The organism is Vibrio sp. D401a (genome assembly GCF_030248515.1).
GTDB classification, from domain to species: Bacteria; Pseudomonadota; Gammaproteobacteria; order Enterobacterales; family Vibrionaceae; genus Vibrio; species Vibrio rotiferianus.
Window position 1 is genome coordinate 1 of sequence record NZ_JAHGAI010000070.1, and the last position, 21,870, is coordinate 21,870.

Below are 21,870 nucleotides of genomic sequence, written 5' to 3' on the forward strand. Positions count from 1 at the left end.
GCTTTCAGTTGAGTTTCTTCGAGTTGTTGCTCGAGTTCTTTTATCCGTTGTTCAGGAGTTTGAGTAGAAGGAGAATCAGGCATACCATTACCTACTGTGTTTGGTTTCTCTATTCCTTTAGACCAATTTAGCTGACCGTGCTTACGAAGCCAAACTAAGACAGTAGACCGACCTTGTATCCCATATCGCTCTTGAGCTTGTTTATAGGTCATTTCACCTTTTTCTACTTGGTCAACGACCGTCAATTTAAAAGCAAGAGAATAATCTCGTTGGGTTCGTTTACTTGTTGATTTCATGACACTCTCCAATTTCATGTCGGAAATGTGTCAACCTTATTTAGGACGGTACAGCATAAGTAAAAAAGCCTCTTGGTCTCTCTCGCCAAGAGGCTTTTTCTTATCCTTAGTTATAGAAACGAGACATCTCATTCAACGAGTTCTGGATTACGCTAACGGGCACCTGATGCTTCCTATCAACGTTGAGGCGTTTATCAAGCTGTTGGGATTGTCCGCCAGGGTTCACGACTAACATGGTCTCTTTCCCCACCAAAGCGTAGTTGTAGTAGCTACCTGCGATGTACCAATCACGAGATATATGGCTATCAAATAGATCGTGTCCAACGCTGTATGAACCAGTAGCACCTTTCACATTAAATAGGCTGTTCATCAAAGTTGGTACGATATCAAAGTGTGTGGTTCGGTATTGAATTTGCTCTGGTTGATGGTTTGGCAGAAACACATATAAAGGCACATGAACTTGCGTATCACTGTAGTTGCCAGTATGACCCCAGTAATTCTTTTTATGGTCGTTAAACTCTTCGCCATGGTCTGAAGTGATCACGACAATGGTGTTCTCCAGATCTATATTCTTTAGTACGTTCGCAATCAGACTGTCGATGAAGTACAACGAGTTCTTATAGCGGTTGTGGTAAAGCGATGCATCGAAATCATTATTTAGAAGAATATGGTCGACGCGCTCCCAGTAAGGTTTGAACTTAGCAAATTCTGGCTCAGGAAAGCTTGTGCCATGGGCTGAATCATAGAACAAGAAGCCAAAGTACGGTTTATTGCTTTCCTGTTGCTGGAACTGGATAAACTCTTCCGTGATTTGCTGATCACGCTCGACTTGTGTTTCACCCGTTTGCTTTAGGGTGAGGTCTTTCACCTTTTTAAAAACGGTACGTGACAAAGGTGGGCTAGTTAATGGCGCTGAACCAAAGATGCCCATTCGATAGCCTTGATTTTGCAGAGCATCGAGGAATATAGGGGAGCGCTGGCTGGCATAAAAGCTATCCCAATAAGTCGCTGGTAAGCTGTAAAATAGGCTAAAAATACCTGCTTGAGTCGAGTTACCACCGCTCATATGTTGAGTGAAATTGACCGTTTTCTCGGCGAACTTGCTGACATTAGGCATGATTTCTGGCGTTGCATCGCTGTAGCGCCATGCATCAACTAGAATGAATAGGACGTTCGGCTGTGTGTCTCTGCGCTCGACCTCAATGGGTGTCAGCGGGTAGTTAAGCGAACCACTTTCAACGTTCTTCAGTTCAACGCGGTTATGTGATGCCGTGTTTTCGTCTACTAAGTTGTGGCTGTAGATGAATTTGCGTGCCGTCAATGGATAGTAAAGAGGCCAGTTATTCGAAAACTGGCTAACTTCGTTATCGTAGAGCGCATTTTTGTATGCGTGGATTGCCTGAGTGCTAAGTAACAAGCCAAACCACACACTTATTAGCACAAACTTAGCGCGACTATGTGCCATCTTATTGCTCAGCCAAACGGTAAATGCGAGGCCGATTGCCAGTAATGCAATATCGCTAATGAAGATCAGCCAACTCATCCAAGAGATTTCAAATACGTCACGACCACCTTCAAAGAACATGCGGATCAGTAGGCCGTTGATGTGCAGTTTATATTGCTGGAAAACGAGGATATCGACTTTCAACATGATCAAGAGTGCGATTGCCACCGCAATCACAACGGCTTTGAACATGCGTGTCGGCAAAAAGGACAGCAATAAACAACTCAACATCAGTGGCAGAGTAATCAAACCCAGCCAGCCTAGCTGTGTGGCGATTAAGTAGTATTCTTGTAGAAATGTGAGCGGTTCTGCTTGGCTATTCGACAACAAAAACGGGTAACAAGCGATCGATAGATATAGAGCAAAGCAAGCAAAAAATGCCATCAACCAAGCGCTATTAGATGAAAGTTTGCGCAACATACTTTGATATTCCAGTATTTTTCGCCCATTTAATTGAATGTGAAGTGGATAGCTGCTGGAAAGAGAAGCGATTTCGCCTTCCTTTGTGAGCTTCATACCGATGTTCAACATGATGGGGATTGTTATAGAAATTTGTGATGATTATAAAACAGTGTTTTTTATCATGAAATACTTGTGACTAATGTCACGCTTTGTATTTGCGTGTAAGACGTGACTTACAAATGTCAGTTGCTGGTTATTTGCGCAGAGTTTGAGTGTTCTCTAACCTTTTGTTATTTAAGCTATCGAGATCGCTCTAGGAATAAATGTGGCTGTGCTAAGCTTGCTAGCAGTTTCCATTGGCATTCGGTGCTTCTACTTTGTTTACTGTCTATCACTCCAATCAGGTCGATGTTCTCAAATCACTTCTTGTTGAACTGATTCGCATCAATCCATTAGAAAATCCATTCGAAAAAGAGCAAATTCTGGTTCAAAGCCCGGGCATGTCTCAGTGGTTAAAAATGGAATTGGCGAAAGAGTTTGGTGTTGCGGCAAACCTAGAATTTCCGCTGCCAGCGACTTTCATTTGGGACATGTTCACCCAAGTATTGGCTGATGTGCCTAAGCGCAGTGCCTTTAACAAAGAAGCTATGACGTGGAAGCTGATGCACTTGCTTCCAGGTTTGTTGAACGAAGTGTCATTCGAACCTTTGGCACGTTATCTTCAGGACGACACTGACAACTCCAAGCTGTATCAATTGGCAGAGAAAATTGCTGATATCTTCGATGGTTATTTGGTGTATCGCCCAGAATGGATTGCGAGTTGGGAAGCAGGACAAACGGTACCTGAACTTGAAGACGAACACCCATGGCAGCCGATTTTGTGGCAGGCACTGTACGACCACACGGTTACCCTTGGGCAATCGCCTTATCATCGTGCCAATTTGTACGAACACTTCATTGATACGCTAGAAAACTTCAACGGCAATTTTGATCACCTGCCGAAGCGCCTGTTTGTGTTTGGTATCTCTTCACTGCCGCCACGTTACATGGATGCGCTCAAAGCCATTGGTGAACACATTGATGTGCACTTGATGTTTACCAACCCTTGTCGCTATTACTGGGGTGAGGTACGCGACCGTAAATTCCTAGCTCGCCTAGCAGCAAAACATCGTCAGCACGTGGTCTGGCAAGAAGACCATTCTGAAGTACAAGGTGAGACTGAGCAGTTAAAAGGTTCGCTAGAAGAAAACGTGGTGGATGAGCTGCATACCGATGTGGTGGGTAACAGCTTGTTGGCGTCGATGGGTAAACTTGGACGCGATAACATGTATTTGTTGTCGCAGCTTGAATCCCATGAGATTGAAGCTTTTGTTGATGTCGAGCGCGACAGTCTGCTCCATCAACTTCAAGCAGATATTCTTAATCTAGAAGAGCACCAAGACGACGAGCAAATCGACAGCAGCCAGCACAAACAAGTAGTGAGTTTGGGTGATAAATCTCTGAGCTTACACTCTTGCCACAGCCCAATGCGAGAAGTGGAAGTGTTACACGACCAGCTTCTGGCGATGTTCGATGCCGATCCAACACTGAAACCGCGCGATATTATTGTCATGGTGGCAGACATCAATGCCTACAGCCCTGCGATTCAGGCGGTATTTGGCAATGCGCCGGGTGAGCGATTTATTCCTTACTCGATTTCAGACCGGACGGCCGATCAAGAAAGCCCAATTTTGGCGGCTTTCATGCAACTTATTAATTTACCGAATACACGTTGTTTGGCTTCTGAATTACTTGAGCTGTTAGAAACGCCGGCGATTTTGAAGCGATTCGACTTAAGCGAAGATGACTTCCTTCAAGCCAAACTATGGGTGGAAGAATCTGGTATTCGCTGGGGGCTAGATAGCCATACGGGCAGCGAATTTGAACTGCCAGAAACACGCCAAAACACATGGCAATTTGGTATCCAGCGTATGTTATTAGGTTACGCGATGCCAGAGTCTGCTGGTTTGTTTGAAGCGCAAGAGGGTAGCCTCTCGCCATACAATGAAGTGCAAGGTATGGGCGCAGAACTGGCCGGTAAGTTAGCTCACTTTATTCAACAAATTAGCCAATATCGCCGCAAACTTTCCCATGTTCAGTCGATTGATGCATGGCGTGAAACCTTGGTGGCGATGTTGGATGACTTCTTCTCTGTTGAGCTAGAAGGGGAAATGGCGCTTAAGTCGATTCGAGATACCTTAAGCCAACTGAAAGAACAGCTAACCGATGCGGCATTTGATGATGCCTTGTCGCCTTCTATTGTTAGCCAGTATCTACAAAACAAGCTGTCGGGAACACGGGTCAGCCAGCGCTTCCTTGCCGGACAAGTGAACTTCTGTACTCTGATGCCGATGCGCTCGATCCCATTTAGAACCGTGTGTCTGCTGGGTATGAACGATGGTGTTTACCCGCGATCAATGCCACCAGAAGGTTTTGACTTAATGACAGGGCGCACTAAACCGGGTGACCGTTCACGCCGAGACGATGACCGTTACCTATTCTTAGAAGCCATGTTGTCTGCGCAGCAGAGTTTGTACATCAGTTACGTTGGGCGTTCTATCCAAGATAACACCGAGCGCGTGCCGTCAGTGCTGGTTTCGGAGTTGATGGAATATTGCCACCAGAACTACTGCTTAGATGGCGATCAAGACCAGCCTGTCGATGACTCGGGAGATAAACTACTCAACGAGTTAGTGAATGTACATGCCATGGTGCCATTCAGCCCGAGTGCATTCCAAGGTTCTCAATCAAGCTATGCCAAAGAGTGGATTCCAGCGGCGTTGACCCAAAGCAATCAATCTCAAGGTCATGCGCGTGGCGAGTTTAACCGCGCATTGGATGATTACTTGCTTGGCGCAACCTTCCCAATCGAATTGGATTTGGTGGAATTACAACGCTTCTGGCGTTTGCCAGTTCAGTATTTCTTTAATCGCCGTTTGAAAGTGATGTTCGAGCCGCCATTGCCTGTGATGGAAGATGATGAGCCATTCGTGTTAGGCGGATTAGAAAGCTATCAAATGCGTGATGAGCTACTGGAAACCTTGCTTGAAACCGCCATTACTCAACCGTCCGCAAAAGCAGACGTGCTCAAACATTTTATGAGTGAGCAACGCGCGCAGGGCAAATTACCGGTTGGCGCATTTGGTGATATCGAGTTTGAAACCAACCGCGTGCAAGCGGAAGAGCTGGTGGATAAGTTGGCGTTTTTATCCGGTGCGCCGCAAGACGATTTAGAAATCGACCTTACCTTCGATGTGCTTGGTGAAGGAAAAAACATCCGTCTAACCGGTTGGCTAACTCAATGCTATCAGTCTGGTTTGATTCGCTACCGCAGCGGTAAAATTCGTGCGCAGGATTACCTCGCTGCATGGATTGATCATCTTGCTATGTCTGCCTCTGGTTATCCGAGAAAGACCCACGTTATTGGTTATGACCGCAAGGAAGGCGCGGTGCATTTAGTTTACCCAGCAATGGCAGACGCTGCGCAAGCTAAACAACTGCTTGCTGAATTAGTGCGTTTGTTTTTTGAAGGCATGACCAAGCCATTGCCATATTTCCCGAAAACAGCACTGGCGTGTGTCGAAGCGGGCTTTAGTCGTGGCCACTGGGCTGATGACGAAGAGAAATCGCTGAAGAAAATGGCGGATGCATTCAATGATGGTTACATGAGTCCAGGCGAAGGAAATAATGCGTATATTTCGCGTATTTGGTCTGCTTGGAATGATGAGCTTGCAGCAGAAGTTCGCACGCTGACTGCATTGGTTCTTCAAGGCGCAAGATTGGCGGCGATGGATGCTGAAAGTATACCCAAGTAACCTCAAGATGCTTGGTTCAGCGAGATTGACTTGGCTTGTAGGCGAGGCGATGATTTGAAGATCTAGTGGCTCTAAATTAAAAATCGTCAACGAAGTATATGAGCCAAGACAACTCGCCCTTCGGGAGCGTGTCACTGAAGCAATTTCATCGTCAAACAACTTGGAAAGAGCAATCTATTACACAGCGTTGTTTTCCTTGCTTATTTTCGATAAACAGGGAATCAGTGACAACGCTCTGAATCCTGTATCTTGAAGTCACTTGGGTATAAGAATAAGTTGGATTATTTAGACAAAGAAGAGAGTAGGGTGGCCGCCAGAAAATCATTATTTTTTGTAGGGCGTTCGCTGTACGGCCACAAGGTCAGAGGGACCATGATTCGTTTGAGTGTAGCCGCCTGAAAGGCTTGGCTTATCTCGTGAGGCGCATACTAACGGTACTCCGTAATGATAACCGTGAGTGAGATCCCACAAAGGTCTAAATATTCCAACCTATTAGACATATTAATAGAATTTTTAACGATAGATCACAGTTCGATCAGTCGATAATCCGGAGAGATTCAGCGTTATGGCGCAAATGTCAGTTCCAACTCCACTGCAAACCATGACTTTTCCGCTGCATGGTGCAAGGCTAATTGAAGCATCGGCGGGTACGGGTAAAACCTTTACCATCGCGGGTTTGTATCTGCGACTTCTACTAGGGCATGGCACTGCCGATACCAAACATCGCGTGCCGTTGACCGTGGATCAAATTCTGGTCGTGACCTTTACCGAAGCTGCAACAGCGGAGCTGCGTGATCGTATTCGTGCGCGTATTCATGACGCGAGGATCGCATTCGCTCGCGGACAAAGCTCAGATCCTGTGATTCAACCTTTGTTGGAAGAGATCGAAGATCATAAGCAAGCCGCCGAGATCCTTTTGCAAGCAGAGCGCCAAATGGATGAAGCTGCGGTGTACACCATTCACGGTTTCTGCCAACGCATGCTGACGCAAAACGCATTCGAATCCGGTAGTCGCTTCAACAATGAGTTTGTAACGGACGAAAGCCATCTCAAAGCGCAAGTGGTTGCCGATTACTGGCGTCGTAATTTCTACCCTCTGCCATTCGCTTTGGCTGGAGAAGTACGCCAACTCTGGGGCTCGCCATCGGATCTACTGTATGACATCAGTAACTACCTCACGGGCGCGCCGCTAAGTCTCTCTGTTCCTGCAATGCAAGGTAGTCTTGCCGATTTGCATGAGCAAAACTTAAAGCAAATTGATGCTTTGAAAGCTCGATGGCGTGATAGCCAAGATGACTTCCTCGCACTGATTTCTGATTCCGACGTCAACAAACGCAGCTATACCAAAAAGTCTCTACCGACGTGGTTAGAAGCGGTCAACGTATGGGCTTCGACAGAAACCACGGGCTATGACTATCCAGATAAGCTGGAGAAGTTCGCCCAGAATGTGTTACTTGAGAAAACCCCGAAAGGTACTGCACCACAACACCCCGTGTTTGAGGCGATAGAAGCCTTCCTTGCCAACCCAATCAGCTTAAAAGCGCCATTGTTAGCTCATGCGATTGAGCATTGTCGCGTGATGCTGGCAAAAGCAAAAAATCAGAAACAATGGTTGTCATTCGATGACTTGCTGACTCAGCTTTCTGCCTCGATTGATACCGATGAAACCGCACTACTGACAGAGCGCATTCGCACGCTTTATCCGGTTGCGATGATCGATGAATTCCAAGATACCGACCCACTGCAATACAGCATTTTCAGTCGCATTTATTTGGATAATCCTGAGTGCGGTTTGTTTATGATCGGTGACCCGAAACAGGCGATTTACGGTTTCCGTGGTGCAGACATCTTCACTTACATCAAGGCTCGTAACCAAGTTAGTGCTCACTACACGCTTGGCACCAACTGGCGATCAAGTACCGATATGGTATTGGCAGTGAACCAGATTTTTGCTCTGCCAGATAGTCCGTTTATTTATGACTCCGACATTCCATTCCATTCTGTGGATTACAGCCCAAGTGCCGACAAACGCGTTTGGACCATGGGTGGTCAAAAACAGCCTGCACTGACTTATTGGCTGCAAGAAGCGGAAGATAAACCTCTGCCAAAAGGTGAATACCTCACAACTATGGCAGAGGCGACAGCAAGCCAAATTCAAACCATTTTGACCGCAGCGCAACAAGGTCAAGCGAGCTTGGTTAATGGCGAAAAGCAGAAGCCAGTTAAAGCGGGCGACATTGCAGTATTGGTGCGAACGGGTAGCGAAGGTCGCATGGTCAAGCAGGCGTTAGCAGACCAAGGCATTGCTAGTGTGTATTTGTCCAACCGCGATAGTGTGTTTACTAGCTCTGTGGCGCAAGACTTACAGCGTTTGCTGCAAGCGGTATTAACACCAGAAAACGACAGAGCATTACGCGCCAGCCTAGCATCAGAATTGTTCGCTCTGGATGCAGCCAGCTTAGACGCCCTCAACAACGACGAAACCGTGTGGGAAAATGCGGTTAACGAGTTCAAAGAATACCGTAAGCTTTGGGTGCAACGTGGTGTGCTACCTATGCTGCGAGCAGTGATCAGTAAGCGCCATATTGCTGAGCGTCTGCTAGAAGAAGGGGCGAGCTCACAAAGCGAAAACGGTGAGCGAGTACTTACCGATCTGATGCACATTGGTGAGTTATTGCAGCAAGCAAGTAACGAATTAGACAGCGACCACGGCTTGCTGCGTTGGTTAGCCCAATCCATCAGCGATGCAGAGCACGGGTTAGGTGGCAGCGATGACCAAATTCAGCGTTTGGAATCAGAGCGTAACTTGGTGCAAATCGTCACCATTCACAAATCCAAAGGTCTGGAATATGACTTGGTCTTTCTGCCATTTGTGTTTGGTTACCGAGAAGCAAGTGAAGCCAAATACTACGACGCTGAGAACGATCGCACCGTACTTGATATCACGGGTAACGATGCGTCGTTAAAACAGGCAGATAAAGAGCGCCTTGCTGAAGATTTGCGCCTTATCTATGTAGCGCTAACGCGTGCCGTGTATGCCTGCTTTATTGGTGCTTCAACACTGCGCAATGGTCGCTCAACCAAAGAGCCAACCGGTGTGCATCACAGTGCAATTGGTTACTTGGTGCAAAATGGTCAAGAAGGCGGCATTAACGATTTGTTTGTTGGGTTGAAAAAGCAGCAAGAGAATCTCGATAGCGTGGTGATTTGTGATCCTCCAAAGCAGCACGACGAGATGTATGTTGCGAAGCAAACCGAGTTAGAAGCGTTGACTGCCAAAGAGCTGCAAAACTCGATTGATAGAAACTGGCGCATCACCAGTTACTCGGGCTTGGTTAAGCAAGGTTCTCATCATGCTGAACATGACGCGACGATTGAAATCACCGGCTTTGATATCGATTCTTCAGAAGAGCAAGATGAGGCGGAATTGGTTGAGCCAGAACGCTCTATCTTCAACTTCCCGCGTGGCGCACGTCCGGGTACTTTCCTGCACAGCTTATTTGAGGAAATTGAGTTTACTCAACCAGCGACAACGGAAGAGAATACCCAAATTATCCTCGGTTTAATGGAAAGTGAGCAGCTTGATGAAGAGTGGCTGCCAATCCTACAACAGTTGATTGATACCGTGTTGGCAACGCCTTTGGATAGCAAAGCACTGCTACTCAATCAGAAAGGTCCGGCGCAACGTTTGGTTGAGATGGAATTCTTACTGCCGATTGAAGTGCTGTCTGCACCAGCATTGAACCGTGTGATTCAACGTCATGATCCGCTCTCTGCCAAAGCGGGCGATCTGGGTTTCCAAACCGTGCAAGGCATGTTGAAAGGCTTTATTGACTTGGTGTTTGAGCACCAAGGCAAATACTACGTCCTTGACTGGAAATCGAACCACTTAGGTGATGATGTATTCCATTACCATGGCGATGCGTTGAAGTCGGCGATGGCGGATCATCGCTACGATCTGCAATACCAAATCTATGCTTTGGCGCTGCATCGTTTCTTACGCAGCAGATTGCCAAATTATGATTATGAACAGCACTTTGGCGGTGTTTATTACCTGTTCTTGCGTGGTATGGATGGGCAAAGTGATCACGGTATTTTTTCTGCCAAGCCAACCTTTGAATTTTTACAAGAGATGGATCATTTGATTGATGGTCAAGCACCTGACACGCGATCCAGTGAATCCGGTCAGATGGAGTTAATTTGATGAAAACCAATGATCTTCTTTCTGAGCAAAGCAGCCCTCTGGCAACAAAAGATCTAGCGGCAACACGAGATCTATTGGCAACTTTAGAATCGTTGGCAAAAAAAGGAGCGATTCGCCAATTGGATTTCCAGTTCGCGCGCTTTATCTATTCGCAAGTTGAGCAACAAGCGAACAGCCAAGAACTGGCATTTATTGCTGGCGTGGTCAGCAGTGAGTTGGGGAAAGGGCACATCTGTTTGCCTCTGTTTGATAGCCAAGGGCAGCCAGCGGACCTTGCCAGTAAGCTCGGTTTGTTTGGAGAGTCTGCGCTGACGCTTAATACTCAGCTGCAAGGCGTTAATTGGGTTGAGCTTCTGCAAGCGTCGCATTTGGTTGGTACACAAGGTGAGGCCTTGCCAATGATGTTTGATGGCGAGCGTCTCTACCTGCATCGTTACTGGCACTATGAAGTGACGTTGGCGGACAAGCTCAATCAACTCAGTGCGGCTGTAAACCTACAGGCTCAAGAATTCACACGTTTGTCTGAGTTGCTTCACCATTTATTCGCTCGTCAGTACCACTTTCTGTTCAATGCATTAGCCAAAGCGACAGAGTCGGGGACCAGCAACCAGGTGCTACGCCAGCAATTAGTCTGTGACCATTTGGATGTGGCTACCGTAGACAGTCTCGATTGGGCAGCCATTGATGCGGCAGTCTGCCAAGTTAAACAAGTTCACGATCTACAAGTGCTGGACAAGCTTGTGCCATTATCGGCTTGTGTTAACTGGCAGAAGGTCGCAGCTGCAGTGGCACTGACGCGTCGTTTTGCGGTGATTTCAGGTGGTCCGGGTACGGGTAAAACCACTACGGTAACCAAACTGCTTGCCGCATTGATTGAGCAAGCAGGACAAGAGAAAAACCTCACCATCAAGCTGGTGGCGCCAACAGGTAAAGCGGCAGCGCGATTGACGGAGTCTATTGGTAAAGCGATTCAAGAGTTGCCAGTGGAGCCTGAGCTTAAAGCGAAAATTCCAACCGAATCGAGCACTTTGCATCGCCTGTTGGGCGCGATCCCGAACAGTGCAGAGTTTCGTCACAACAAGCAAAATCCGCTGCACCTCGATATTTTAGTAGTGGATGAAGCCTCTATGGTCGATCTGCCGATGATGTACAAAGTCGTCGATGCGCTACCAAAGCATGCGCGTTTGATTCTACTGGGAGATAAAGACCAGTTGGCGTCGGTAGAAGCAGGTGCGGTGCTCGGTGATATCTGTTCGTTCCACGCATTTGGCTTTGGCAAAGAGCAGGCGTCTGCGGTCGCGAAGTTAACGGGTTTTGACACCTTGGCTTACAGCACCAACAGTAATGCTTCGATTGCCGATAGCTTATGTATGCTGCAAAAGAGTTACCGATTCGATGCCCGTTCTGGTATCGGTCAGCTAGCGAAAGCGGTCAACGTTGGCTCAGCCGCAAAAGTAGACGACGTTTGGAATCGTGATTTTGCTGATATCGAGCATTTTGCACTGAGCAGTCAAAACTACAATCAGATGATGCAGACCTTGGTTACTGAATATGGTCGTTACCTGAAACGCATCGGACAGCAAGATATTGACCAAAAGACAGGAGAACCAGAAACGCTGACCCGCAAAGCCAAAGCCGTGTTGGATACCTTTAATCAATGCCGACTATTGTGTGCCATCCGTGAAGGTGACTTTGGTGTGACCGGTTTAAACCAACGCATTGAAAAAGCACTCGCGGCACGTAAGCTGATTCAAACCCAAGATGAACTTTGGTATCACGGTAGGCCAGTGATGGTCACGCGTAATGATCATGGCTTGGGGTTGTATAACGGTGATATCGGCATTTGTATGCGAGACGACAGCGAAGGAGAGCCGCGTCTTAAAGTGTTCTTTGAACTACCGGATGGCAGCGTGAAGTCGGTGCTGCCAAGCCGAGTCCCTGAGCATGAAACCGCATATGCGATGACCATTCATAAATCACAGGGCAGTGAGTTTGAATACACGCTGATGATTTTGCCGCCAGACTTCAGTCCAATCCTCACTCGTGAGCTGATCTACACAGGTATTACTCGCGCGAAGAAACGCCTTGCGATGTACGCTGAGATGAATGTCCTCAAGCGCGGTATTAAAGTGAAAACCACTCGAGCAAGTGGGTTGGTTGAGCGACTTAGAAATTGAGTTTAGTCATTCAAAAGTGAGAAGTTTTCATAAACTGAATATGTTTTTATGTGGCGGGTCGTAATCCCGCCATTTTTATGTCCAAGTAATTCGACCTGGTTTGAACCCCATGCTTTTTCTTCGATATTGTTTGAGCTTTGATGTCGAATGAGGTGTGCTCGTGGATTTTTCCTGGCTTGTACGTATCGCATTTATCGCTTTTTTTGTTTCAGGTGCTGCGTTGTTTATTTGGTTTGTGGTGCTAGGTGCCTTTCTCGTTTTCTTGACCCCTAAAAATGTAAAGCAGTACGCTTTCAATGAGCGACACTTTTCTGAAGTTGAGCGAGCGATCAGTTCAGGTTTTCATTTTGGAGCGCTTATTTATGGCACGGGACTGCTTGCGGCTATCGCGTTTCCTCGACTTAGTCGGAAAAGAGGGCTGAGCGATATTCGCAGCGTAAGTCCTCCGTGGCTGATTATGACAAGCCTAGTGTATTGGACAATATTGCTGATGATTATCTTCGTAACTTGTTCCACCTTAATAATGATGTTTATTCACTAGACGTACGTACAAAAAGACCGAGCATGATGCTCGGTCTTCTTCTATCAACTGGCTTTACTAAAAGCGTTGGTAAATGACACGCTCTTAATGTTGTACTGTTTTTGGTAGCTTAAGATGAACTCTCTGATGGCATCATTAACAGGGAACACACAATGCACATCTAGGCCTTCTAGAAAATGATTATCAGCCATATCCCAAAAGCTTTGCAGCGAATTACAAATAATAGTTCTCATATAACAGTGCTCTTCTCGGCTTTAATAAAAGTCAGATAAACAGCTGTCCTTGATATACGGATACTCAGCAGAAACGTAATTAATGCTGAGTATTTTAGGGTGGAGAGAGTTCTCTCACCTAGATCCTTAGCGGTTAAACTTTGACCGCATTGGCGCAAAGTATAGCCAACCAGATGAATAAATCAACGATAAATATTCATTCAATTTTAATGTAATGGTTTGCACATTAATTGAACGGTTTGTGTTAGTTGATCATGTGGTTCAAAGATCCAACGCTAGGATTTTTGACTTACGCTGAAAGTTATACAGATCCTGTTTTACTACAGGTAGGTAATCAACATTCACCTCGTAAAAGCCTTGCTCTCTGAACCAGTGCAAGCTGTGGGTAGTCAGTACAAAAATCTGGTCAATGCAGTCTGATTTTGAGCGATGCTTCATATAGTTGAGCAGTAGTAGTCCTCGGTTTCCATCTCGATAGTCAGGGTGAATTGCAACACAGGCCATCTCTGCTTTGCGTTCTTCGATATATGGATACAAAGCCGCACAGCCTATTATCAAACCGTCTTTTTCTATGATGGTGAACTTACTAATTTCTTGCTCAAGTTGCTCACGTGAGCGTCGCACTAAGACTCCTTGCTCTTCTAGTGGACGGATCAAATCTAGGATACCGCCAATGTCATCGATATCGGCTTCGCGCACCTGTTCGGCACTGGCCATCACGACTTGGGTACCGATGCCATCGAAAGAGAAAAGCTCTTGAATTAACGCGCCATCCACTTTGTAGCTGATCAGGTGACTTCGCGGCACTCCTGCACGACATGCGGCAATGGAGCCTTTAAGAAAACGTAATGTACCGGAGTTATAGTCGGTGTCCGGCGAGGTGTTCTCGGTCAGATTTTTAATGACATGTTCTGCTTCGATAGGGAACAGCTCCGCGACGGCGTTGCCATTGTCATCAATCACACCTTGCTCTGAACAGAAGCCAATAAGTTTATCTGCGCCTAGTTTTATCGCTAGTTGAGTGGCAACTTCTTCAGAGAGCAGATTAAAACACTCGCCTGTCACAGAGCTGGCAATAGGGCCAAGCAGTACAATTGAGCCTTGATCGAGTGTGCGATGGATAGCATTGGTATCGATTCGACGGATACGACCACTGTGGCAATAATCAATACCGTCATCCACTCCGAGGGGCTGAGCAATCACAAAGTTACCGCTCACGACGTTAAGTTGTGTTCCTGCCATCGGCGTATTATTGAGGCTCATCGACAAACGTGCGGTAATAGCCAGTTGTAGTTGCCCTGCTGCCTGCATAACTACCGAAAGTGCAGCTTCGTCTGTGATTCGAACATTTTTGTGGTACGGCGTTGTAAGGTCTTGTTTTTCTAGTAGCTGATTAATTTGTGGCCTAGCACCATAAACAAGTACTATCTTAATTCCTAGACTGTGCATAAGCGCAATATCATTGATAATATTGCCAAAGTTTTTATCCGCAACCGCCTCTCCACCTAACATTAAGACCATGGTTTTACCACGGTGGGCGTTCACATAGGGTGTGGATTGACGGAATCCTTTAACTAGAGCAGTACTACGAATTTTCACTACAGCCATTCCTTGTGTTTATTTATGCTCTAATATTGTCTTTTTATTCAATTGTTGGCAAGGTGTTTTTTTGGAACAAAGAGCAAACATCAATTTGCTCACTCTTTATTCTTTTTACTATAAAAGAGTAGAATGTGTGTGTGGTTTCAAAGTAAGAAAGTGTGATGTCTTCTTTAGCGAAAAAAAACGCTGCTATTAACGAACAGCCAACTCAGAAAAAAACCAATACCCGTAAGTGGATTGAACGTGCACTGATGTTTATTGCCTTAGTCGGAACGCTTGCTGTTATTGGTGTTTATGGAGACTTGATTGGTCGTTTTGTATATAAGCCGGTACCAAAGTCTCTTATCTATGGTAAGTGGATTGAGCAAGAGGTTGCGCCTTACGCTCGTGAAGAGTTCATTGTCAGTGAAAGGGGCATCATCGTTCAGGGCTCTACCATAGCCACTGATTTTGAGTTTGACGGTAAAACCTTTTCGTATAAGGTGGGCTCTAAGGTAAGAGAGTTTGAATTCGTGGGACAAAATCATACTGAAATGAAGTTGGACTCAAATGCGCATTATTTGCCAGTCTTCCGTTTAGAAGGCAAAAGCGACTTGTCTCTACGCTAGAACTCCGAACCACTTGTTCATCGCATGGAAGCGATGGTTTAACATCTGTCGAAGTAATTTTCTCTGGTTTACTGGATCTGCAATATCAAACATTGCTTGGACATTTCCTTTATTTTCCTCTGCTATAAATATATTTGGTTGATGAACTGTACGAGGCGCTCGTGCATTCGCTCATTGTTGATACACTTTGTCGCAGCTTTTCAATTGCTTCGTAGGTATTTGTTTGTCATCCTTTCGCTATATTTAACTGTGGAAATCCTCCGTGCATAAAAAACTCCTACCTCTAATGACGTTAAGCCTTCTCTTTGGCTGTGCTCAACCAACAGATCGTGCTCAACAATATCTGGATGGTGAATTTACCAACATACTCAATGAAGTGAATGTGGTTGAATCTAACAAGCCGCAAGACTTTACTGAGTTCAACAAGCAAGCAGAGCAAGTTGTAACCAAGTCGCCTTCAATGGCAAAAATGTACCAACCACTTTACGAGAAGTTGAGTGAGTGGGCGTTGCAAAGTGGTGATACCACAGCGTTAAGTGCTTTCGGCATTCAGGCCGCTCAACTTGGGGGCGGTGACAAAAAGGGTAATGTGTTATTCACGGGTTATTTCTCACCAGTGATGGAATTGCGTCACGAGCCAAATGCTAAGTTTAAGTACCCAGTTTATGGCAAGCCGACTTGCAGCTCGGACTGTCCGACTCGTGCAGAGATTTATAACGGTGCATTAGAGGGGCAAGGCCTTGAGCTTGGCTACGCACCAAATATGATTGATCCGTTTATGATGGAAGTGCAGGGCAGCGGCTTTGTTCATTTTAAAGATGACGATACGCTGGAATACTTCGCTTACGCAGGCAAGAACAACAAAGCGTACGTAAGCATTGGTCGTATTTTGATTGATCGTGGTGAAGTGCCACGTGAAAAGATGTCATTAAAGGCAATCAAAGAGTGGGTGATGGCAAATGATGAGGCGGCAGTTCGTGAATTGCTAGAGCAAAACCCTTCTTATGTCTTCTTTGCGCCGCAAGCGGATGCGCCAGTTACGGGATCAGCAGGTATTCCTCTATTACCAATGGCATCGGTTGCAGGTGATCGCTCAATTCTACCTATGGGTACACCAATCCTAGCTGAAGTACCATTGCTTAATAAAGACGGTACATGGAGCGGGGCACATCAGCTTCGTCTTCTTATTGTGCTAGACACTGGCGGTGCGGTGAAGCAAAACCATCTTGACCTTTACCACGGTATGGGACCACGTGCTGGCACAGAAGCGGGTCACTACAAGCACTTTGGTCGTGTGTGGAAACTCGGTCTGGAAAATACCCCAACGCAAGCACCTTGGGCTTTGCCGCCAGAGAAGTTACAATAAGCGCCTAGCGAGAGGAATCGCCTCTCATCATCTAGACATTTCATCAAAGAGTGCGTATAAATCGCACTCTTTGTTTTTCTATCGATCATCTGGAACTTCAATATGCGTGAACTCGATACTCCGGCATCTGACAGCTACAACCAACGTTTTGGTGGCACTCGTCGTCTCTACGGTAACAGCGAAGTAGAAATTCTTCGTGCCGCACACGTGTGCGTGATTGGTATTGGTGGCGTAGGTTCTTGGGCGGTAGAAGCGCTGGCACGTACTGGTATTGGTGAGCTGACACTTATTGATATGGATGACGTGTGTGTGACTAACATTAACCGCCAAATCCATGCGATGACAGGCACGGTTGGTCAAAGCAAAATTGAAGTGATGGCAGAGCGCGTTAAGCTGATTAACCCTGAATGTAAGGTCAATCTGATTGACGATTTCATCACGCCAGATAACCAGCACGAGTACTTGAGCAAAGAGTTCGATTACGTGTTGGATGCGATCGATAGCGTAAAAGCAAAAGCCTCTCTACTGGCTTACTGTCGTAGCAACAAGATCAAAGTGATCACGACAGGCGGTGCTGGTGGTCAAATCGATCCAACCCAAATCATGGTGGCGGATCTGACCAAGACTATCCAGGATCCATTGGCGAAGAAGATCAAAGATACGTTGCGTCGCCATCATAACTTCCCGAAAAACCCAGCGCGTAAGTTTGGTATCGATTGTGTGTTCTCTACCGAGCAATTGAAGTACCCACAAGCAGATGGTTCAGTATGTGGCGTGAAATCGACAGCAGAAGGTCCAAAACGAATGGACTGTGCGAGTGGTTTTGGCGCAGCGACGGTTGTAACAGCAACTTTCGGTTTTGTTGCGGTATCTCGCATCGTTGAAAAGCTGATTCAAAAGCATAAGAAGTAAATTCAAAGAAGAGAGCGCATCATGACTGATTTCCCTGTTTCGCCGTTTGGCACTGACATCACCAGTGAAGACATCGCCGCAACCATGCAGCAATTTAAAGGTTGGGAAGACCGTTACCGTCAGGTGATTCAATGGGGTAAAAAGCTGCCTCAAATGCCTGAAGAGCTTAAATCAGAACAAGTTACGGTATCTGGTTGTGAAAGCCTAGTGTGGTTGGTGAGCAAAGAGCAAGAAGGCGTATGGCACTTCTGCGCTGATTCTGACGCGCGTATCGTTCGTGGCCTGATTGCCTTGGTGATGGCAGCTTACGACGGCAAAACAGCAGAGCAAATTCAAGCGTTTGATATTGATGCTTACTTTGAAAAGCTGGGTTTAATTGCTCATCTAAGCCCATCGCGTGGCAACGGTTTGAAAGCGATTGTTGAGCAGATCAAAACACAGGCTCAGTAATTGCGATTAGTGAACACCGCATAAAGAACAAAACAAAGAAAAGGGTTGAAGCCAAATGGTTTCAACCCTTTTTCTATATATCTAGATTGGTATCTTGATTGTTAAAGCATATCGACTGCTTTCTCAACGGCTGCAATCAGCTTCTCAACATCTTCTAACGTATTGTAGATACCAAAAGAAACACGCACAGTACCTTTGACGTTGAGCGCATCCATCAGAGGGTGAGCACAGTGATGCCCTGCACGAACTGCGATACCTTGTTGATCAAGCAGTGTAGCAATGTCTTGGTGGTGAACGCCGTCCATCACAAAAGTAAGCACTGAAGCGTTCGGCTGATAACCGAGGATTTGAATGTCGTCCAGCTGAGTCAGTGCTTGGTAAGCTTTTTCCTGCAGAGAATGCAGATGTGCCTCTACTTCGGTTTGGTTGAAGCCTTGGTACCAATCGATAGCTTTTGCTAGCGCAATCGCGCCAGCGACGTTCGGTGTGCCCGCTTCAAACTTACCCGGCAAGGCTGAGAAGGTGGTTTTCTCAAACGAGACTCTTTCGACCATTTTGCCGCCGCCGTGCCATGGTGGCATCGCTTCTAAAAGTTCAAGCTTGCCATAAAGAACCCCAATCCCTGCAGGTGCATACAGTTTGTGGCCAGAGAAGACATAGAAATCAACATCGAGCTCTGCCAAGTTCAAAGGTTCATGAACAATACCTTGTGCACCATCAACAACAACAACCGCGCCTACCGCATGCGCCTTAGCGATGATTTTCTCGATGGGTTGACGAGAGCCCGTCACATTGGTGATTTGTGCACATGCTACGATTTTACAGCGCTCCGACAACAGTGCTTCAAATGCACTGATATCGAATTGGCAATCGGAGGTCATCGGAACTTTAACGATTTTCGCGCCCGTTTGCTCTGCGACAATTTGCCAAGGCACGATGTTGGCGTGATGTTCCATTTCACTGATCAGGATTTCATCACCCGCTTGGAGCGAGCTTCGAGCATAAGTTTGCGCGATGAGATTTAGCGCTTCGGTTGCGCCGCGAGTCCAAATGATTTCTTTTGAGCTGCTTGCCCCAATGAACTTCGCAACGGTTTCACGAGCCGCTTCAAATTGACTGGTCGCGTTGGCTGTTAAGCTGTGACTGCCACGGTGCACGTTCGCATTTTGTGCACTGTAGTAACGGCTAATCACATCGATCACGCATTGTGGCTTTTGTGTTGTAGCTGCGCTATCAAGGTAAACCAAAGGTGACTGGTTGACGTCTTGATTCAGAGCTGGGAACTGTTCGCGTACAGCGTTTACGTCAAACATTATTCGTCACCGAGCTCGTGATAATGCAGTGTTGGGATAGTGACTAACGGCTCTGCAACCATCCATCCATGCTCTTTACCGGAAAGTTTGATAATGATTTCCATAGCGAACTCAAGTGCGGTTCCTGGTCCCTGACTTGTCAGTAGATTGTGATTCACGTCCATGGTGACACGTTTTGCTCGCCATTTGTCTTCCGGAATATGAGATTGGAAGCTTGGGTGACATGTCATCAGAGCTTCAGGGTAAAGGTTGTGGTGTTGTAAAACCAAAGCAGGAGCAGCACAAATTGCCGCAACCAGTTTACCTTCGTACATATGCTGTTTCAGGATCTCAATCATGATGGTGCTATCACGGAAGGTTTCTGCACCACCTACGCCACCAGATAGAACAATCGCATCAAACTCGTCATCGGCAACATCAACCAGCTTGCAATCCGCGGTAAGTGTCACACCACGAGAAGCCTTCATAGTCAGTGCACCATCGAAGTCTGCGCTTGCAACCGTTACGTCATAGCCTGCTCGAACCATTAAGTCGATAACGGTTACCGCTTCCATTTCTTCGGTGCCCGGAGCGATAGGTACTAAGATCTTTTTGTTCATTGTTCTGTCCAGCTTTGTTCAATCTGTTTGATGCGTTGATAGAGTTTGGCGTTCTCTGGCGTGCTAATGTGATGCTTTTCGGCGGCTTGCAGTAGATAACCAGTAATAAAGTCTATCTCGGTACGGCGTTGGTGAAAAACATCTTGCCTCATAGAAGAGTAGTTGGCTGCTGTAGCGTTAACCACTTGCATAATAGTGGCATGAAGAGAGTCAAAATCTACCTCGATCTCTTCTTTATTCATGACTTCCACTAACTCATGAGTGATGTTCGCCAATTTGGTGTCAAACTCAGGAGCGGCAAGCTCACCATTCTTGCATTGATGGATGGCAGTCAGGGGGTTGATTGCGCAATTGATCGCAAGTTTTGTCCACAATGCAGCGTTGATGTTTGGGTTCCAATTAACTTCGGGCAAAGCGTGGTTCATCACATCTGCAAGAAAGCTACACTGAGCACCTTTAGCATTAAAACCACCCAGTTGAGTATTCCCCTGACCAGTGTGAAGAACCTGCTCTTTACTTGGTTTATAAGCACCGTGTGTTGTTGTGGCAACTATCAATGGGTTATCAGGCAGTTTTGCTTCAAGTAGCGGTGCAGTGCCCATACCGTTGTGCAGCAACATCACAATGGTGTCTTTGCTGATGTAGGGAAGAAGAGGCTCAATGGCTTCCTCTACTTGCCATGCTTTTACCGTCACAACAATCAGATCTGCGGCTTGTACAGAAGGAAGGTGCTGATTAGTGAAGTTAATTGCAGGAGCGTCATCAAGTTGAAGCTGTTGCTTACTATCAGAGGTTCTTCCCCATAAGGAAACATTGTGCCCAGCAAATTGAAATTTGGTCGCCCATAGTGAGCCAATAGCTCCCGGACCAAGGATAAGAATATTCACCAAACGCTCTCATTAAAAAGGTTTGCTGCAAGGATAATGAGGGAAAAAAGGAAAGCAAATAAAAATGGCGCCAAGAGGCGCCATTTTTGGGGAACTTATCGGTTCTATTAGAACTTGTAAGTTACAGCTAGGTAGTGACCGAAGCCAGTAGATTTGAAGCCGTCAGTATCTTTGATACCGTAAACGTCTTTGTAACCTTTCAGGCCGTAACCAACTGCGAAGCGGTCAGAGTGCCAGTAGATACCGTTAAACATTGCACCACCGTTGCTAGCAGTAGAGTACTCATCTTTCATACCGAATTGGTAATCGATGTAACCTTGGTAAGAAATGAATGAACCGTTCTCGAAGAAGTAGAATGGTTTGAACCAGTTAGTCGAGATTTGGAAACCGTTCCAATCTTTGTTGTTACCTTGGTAAGTACCGTATAGGTTTAGGCCGATTTTGCCCAACCATGGAACCATCACGTCAGAACCTAGACCAACTTTTTGGTTGTTTACTGAGAATGGGTTTGTTTTGTAATCAGTACCGTCCCACTCAAATAGAGTTGCTACGTAAAGCTCTTGAACTGGACCGAAAGATAGGTCTTTACCAGTTAGGCCGTCTAGAGACATACGTGGAGCGAACTTCATGAAGATTTTAGGTGCGCCAGCTTTGTCGCTACCTTTGTCTGTTGCTAGGTTGAATACGTCAACGTAACCGTAAAGATCGAAGATACCAGAGCGGCCGCCGAATTCCATTTCTAGGTAGTCGTGAGATGACTCGCCTGGAAGTTCGTCAAATGCACCCATAAGGTTGAATTGCATCCACTTGTAATCGTTTTTGTGGATGTCGCCGTCAGAGTAATCTGCAGCCATTACTGGAGCTGAAGTAGCCGCTAGAAGGCCAAGAGCTAGAAGTGATTTACGCATAAGGGGACTCTCTA

The 21,870-nt window shown here is 46.3% G+C and carries 15 protein-coding genes and 1 pseudogene; 8 read left to right on the plus strand and 8 right to left on the minus strand.

The features are described from left to right. A pseudogene (locus KIV41_RS23370) lies at window positions 1-296 on the minus strand (helix-turn-helix domain-containing protein); the annotation flags it as partial. Window positions 297-402: 106 nt separating this feature from the next. Next, window positions 403-2,220: a DUF3413 domain-containing protein gene (locus KIV41_RS23375; protein WP_045394073.1), complete on the minus strand. Its 1,818-nt coding sequence runs from the start codon at window positions 2,218-2,220 to the stop codon at window positions 403-405. A 359-nt stretch (window positions 2,221-2,579) separates the two neighbouring features. Between KIV41_RS23375 and recC the strand changes: the two genes are divergently transcribed. From recC to KIV41_RS23395, 4 genes are all read left to right on the plus strand, one after another. Further along, window positions 2,580-6,056 (plus strand): exodeoxyribonuclease V subunit gamma, encoded by a 3,477-nt coding sequence (gene recC / locus KIV41_RS23380; RefSeq protein WP_285337805.1) that lies wholly within the window; start codon window positions 2,580-2,582, stop codon window positions 6,054-6,056. A 565-nt stretch (window positions 6,057-6,621) separates the two neighbouring features. Beyond that, window positions 6,622-10,260: an exodeoxyribonuclease V subunit beta gene (gene recB / locus KIV41_RS23385; RefSeq protein WP_285337773.1), complete on the plus strand. Its 3,639-nt coding sequence runs from the start codon at window positions 6,622-6,624 to the stop codon at window positions 10,258-10,260. Further along, window positions 10,260-12,437: an exodeoxyribonuclease V subunit alpha gene (gene recD, locus KIV41_RS23390; RefSeq protein WP_285337774.1), complete on the plus strand. Its 2,178-nt coding sequence runs from the start codon at window positions 10,260-10,262 to the stop codon at window positions 12,435-12,437. Before recB ends, recD begins: the two co-directional genes overlap by 1 nt. A gap of 160 nt (window positions 12,438-12,597) precedes the next feature. Further along, window positions 12,598-12,978 carry a hypothetical protein gene (locus KIV41_RS23395; protein WP_171357125.1) on the plus strand — a complete coding sequence of 127 codons (381 nt, stop codon included), beginning with the start codon at window positions 12,598-12,600 and terminating at the stop codon, window positions 12,976-12,978. 44 nt (window positions 12,979-13,022) lie between these two features. On the opposite strand, the gene KIV41_RS23400 is transcribed toward KIV41_RS23395, so the two are convergent. After that, window positions 13,023-13,211 carry a hypothetical protein gene (locus tag KIV41_RS23400; RefSeq protein WP_010449872.1) on the minus strand — a complete coding sequence of 63 codons (189 nt, stop codon included), beginning with the start codon at window positions 13,209-13,211 and terminating at the stop codon, window positions 13,023-13,025. Window positions 13,212-13,472: 261 nt separating this feature from the next. Next, a complete protein-coding gene (gene argA / locus KIV41_RS23405; protein ID WP_252041060.1) occupies window positions 13,473-14,810 on the minus strand; it encodes an amino-acid N-acetyltransferase in 1,338 nt (445 codons plus the stop codon). 164 nt (window positions 14,811-14,974) lie between these two features. Here argA and KIV41_RS23410 point away from each other — a divergent pair, with 164 nt between their 5' ends. From KIV41_RS23410 to csdE, 4 genes are all read left to right on the plus strand, one after another. Then, window positions 14,975-15,421 (plus strand): DUF2850 domain-containing protein, encoded by a 447-nt coding sequence (locus KIV41_RS23410; RefSeq protein WP_252041058.1) that lies wholly within the window; start codon window positions 14,975-14,977, stop codon window positions 15,419-15,421. A 262-nt stretch (window positions 15,422-15,683) separates the two neighbouring features. After that, complete coding sequence (gene mltA / locus KIV41_RS23415; protein ID WP_252041056.1) at window positions 15,684-16,787, plus strand: murein transglycosylase A; 1,104 nt, start codon at window positions 15,684-15,686, stop codon at window positions 16,785-16,787. A gap of 102 nt (window positions 16,788-16,889) precedes the next feature. After that, the gene (gene tcdA, locus KIV41_RS23420; protein WP_005427322.1) at window positions 16,890-17,699 is read left to right on the plus strand and encodes a tRNA cyclic N6-threonylcarbamoyladenosine(37) synthase TcdA; all 810 of its coding nucleotides are present in this window, start codon (window positions 16,890-16,892) and stop codon (window positions 17,697-17,699) included. Between the two features lie 21 nt (window positions 17,700-17,720). Further along, complete coding sequence (gene csdE, locus KIV41_RS23425; protein ID WP_038864626.1) at window positions 17,721-18,149, plus strand: cysteine desulfurase sulfur acceptor subunit CsdE; 429 nt, start codon at window positions 17,721-17,723, stop codon at window positions 18,147-18,149. A 101-nt stretch (window positions 18,150-18,250) separates the two neighbouring features. Here the strand turns inward: csdE and csdA are convergent, their stop codons facing one another. The 4 genes from csdA to KIV41_RS23445 form a co-directional block, all read right to left on the minus strand. Next, window positions 18,251-19,462, minus strand: a complete 1,212-nt coding sequence (gene csdA, locus KIV41_RS23430; protein WP_252041054.1) for a cysteine desulfurase CsdA — start codon at window positions 19,460-19,462, stop codon at window positions 18,251-18,253. Further along, the gene (locus KIV41_RS23435; RefSeq protein ID WP_010449859.1) at window positions 19,462-20,061 is read right to left on the minus strand and encodes a DJ-1 family glyoxalase III; all 600 of its coding nucleotides are present in this window, start codon (window positions 20,059-20,061) and stop codon (window positions 19,462-19,464) included. Before KIV41_RS23435 ends, csdA begins: the two co-directional genes overlap by 1 nt. After that, window positions 20,058-20,948: a 2-dehydropantoate 2-reductase gene (panE, locus tag KIV41_RS23440; RefSeq protein ID WP_252041053.1), complete on the minus strand. Its 891-nt coding sequence runs from the start codon at window positions 20,946-20,948 to the stop codon at window positions 20,058-20,060. The genes KIV41_RS23435 and panE overlap by 4 nt, the downstream gene beginning before the upstream one ends. A gap of 107 nt (window positions 20,949-21,055) precedes the next feature. Then, window positions 21,056-21,856, minus strand: coding sequence for an outer membrane protein OmpK (locus KIV41_RS23445; RefSeq protein WP_252041051.1), 801 nt, complete (start codon window positions 21,854-21,856; stop codon window positions 21,056-21,058). Between the last annotated feature and the right edge of the window lie 14 nt (window positions 21,857-21,870).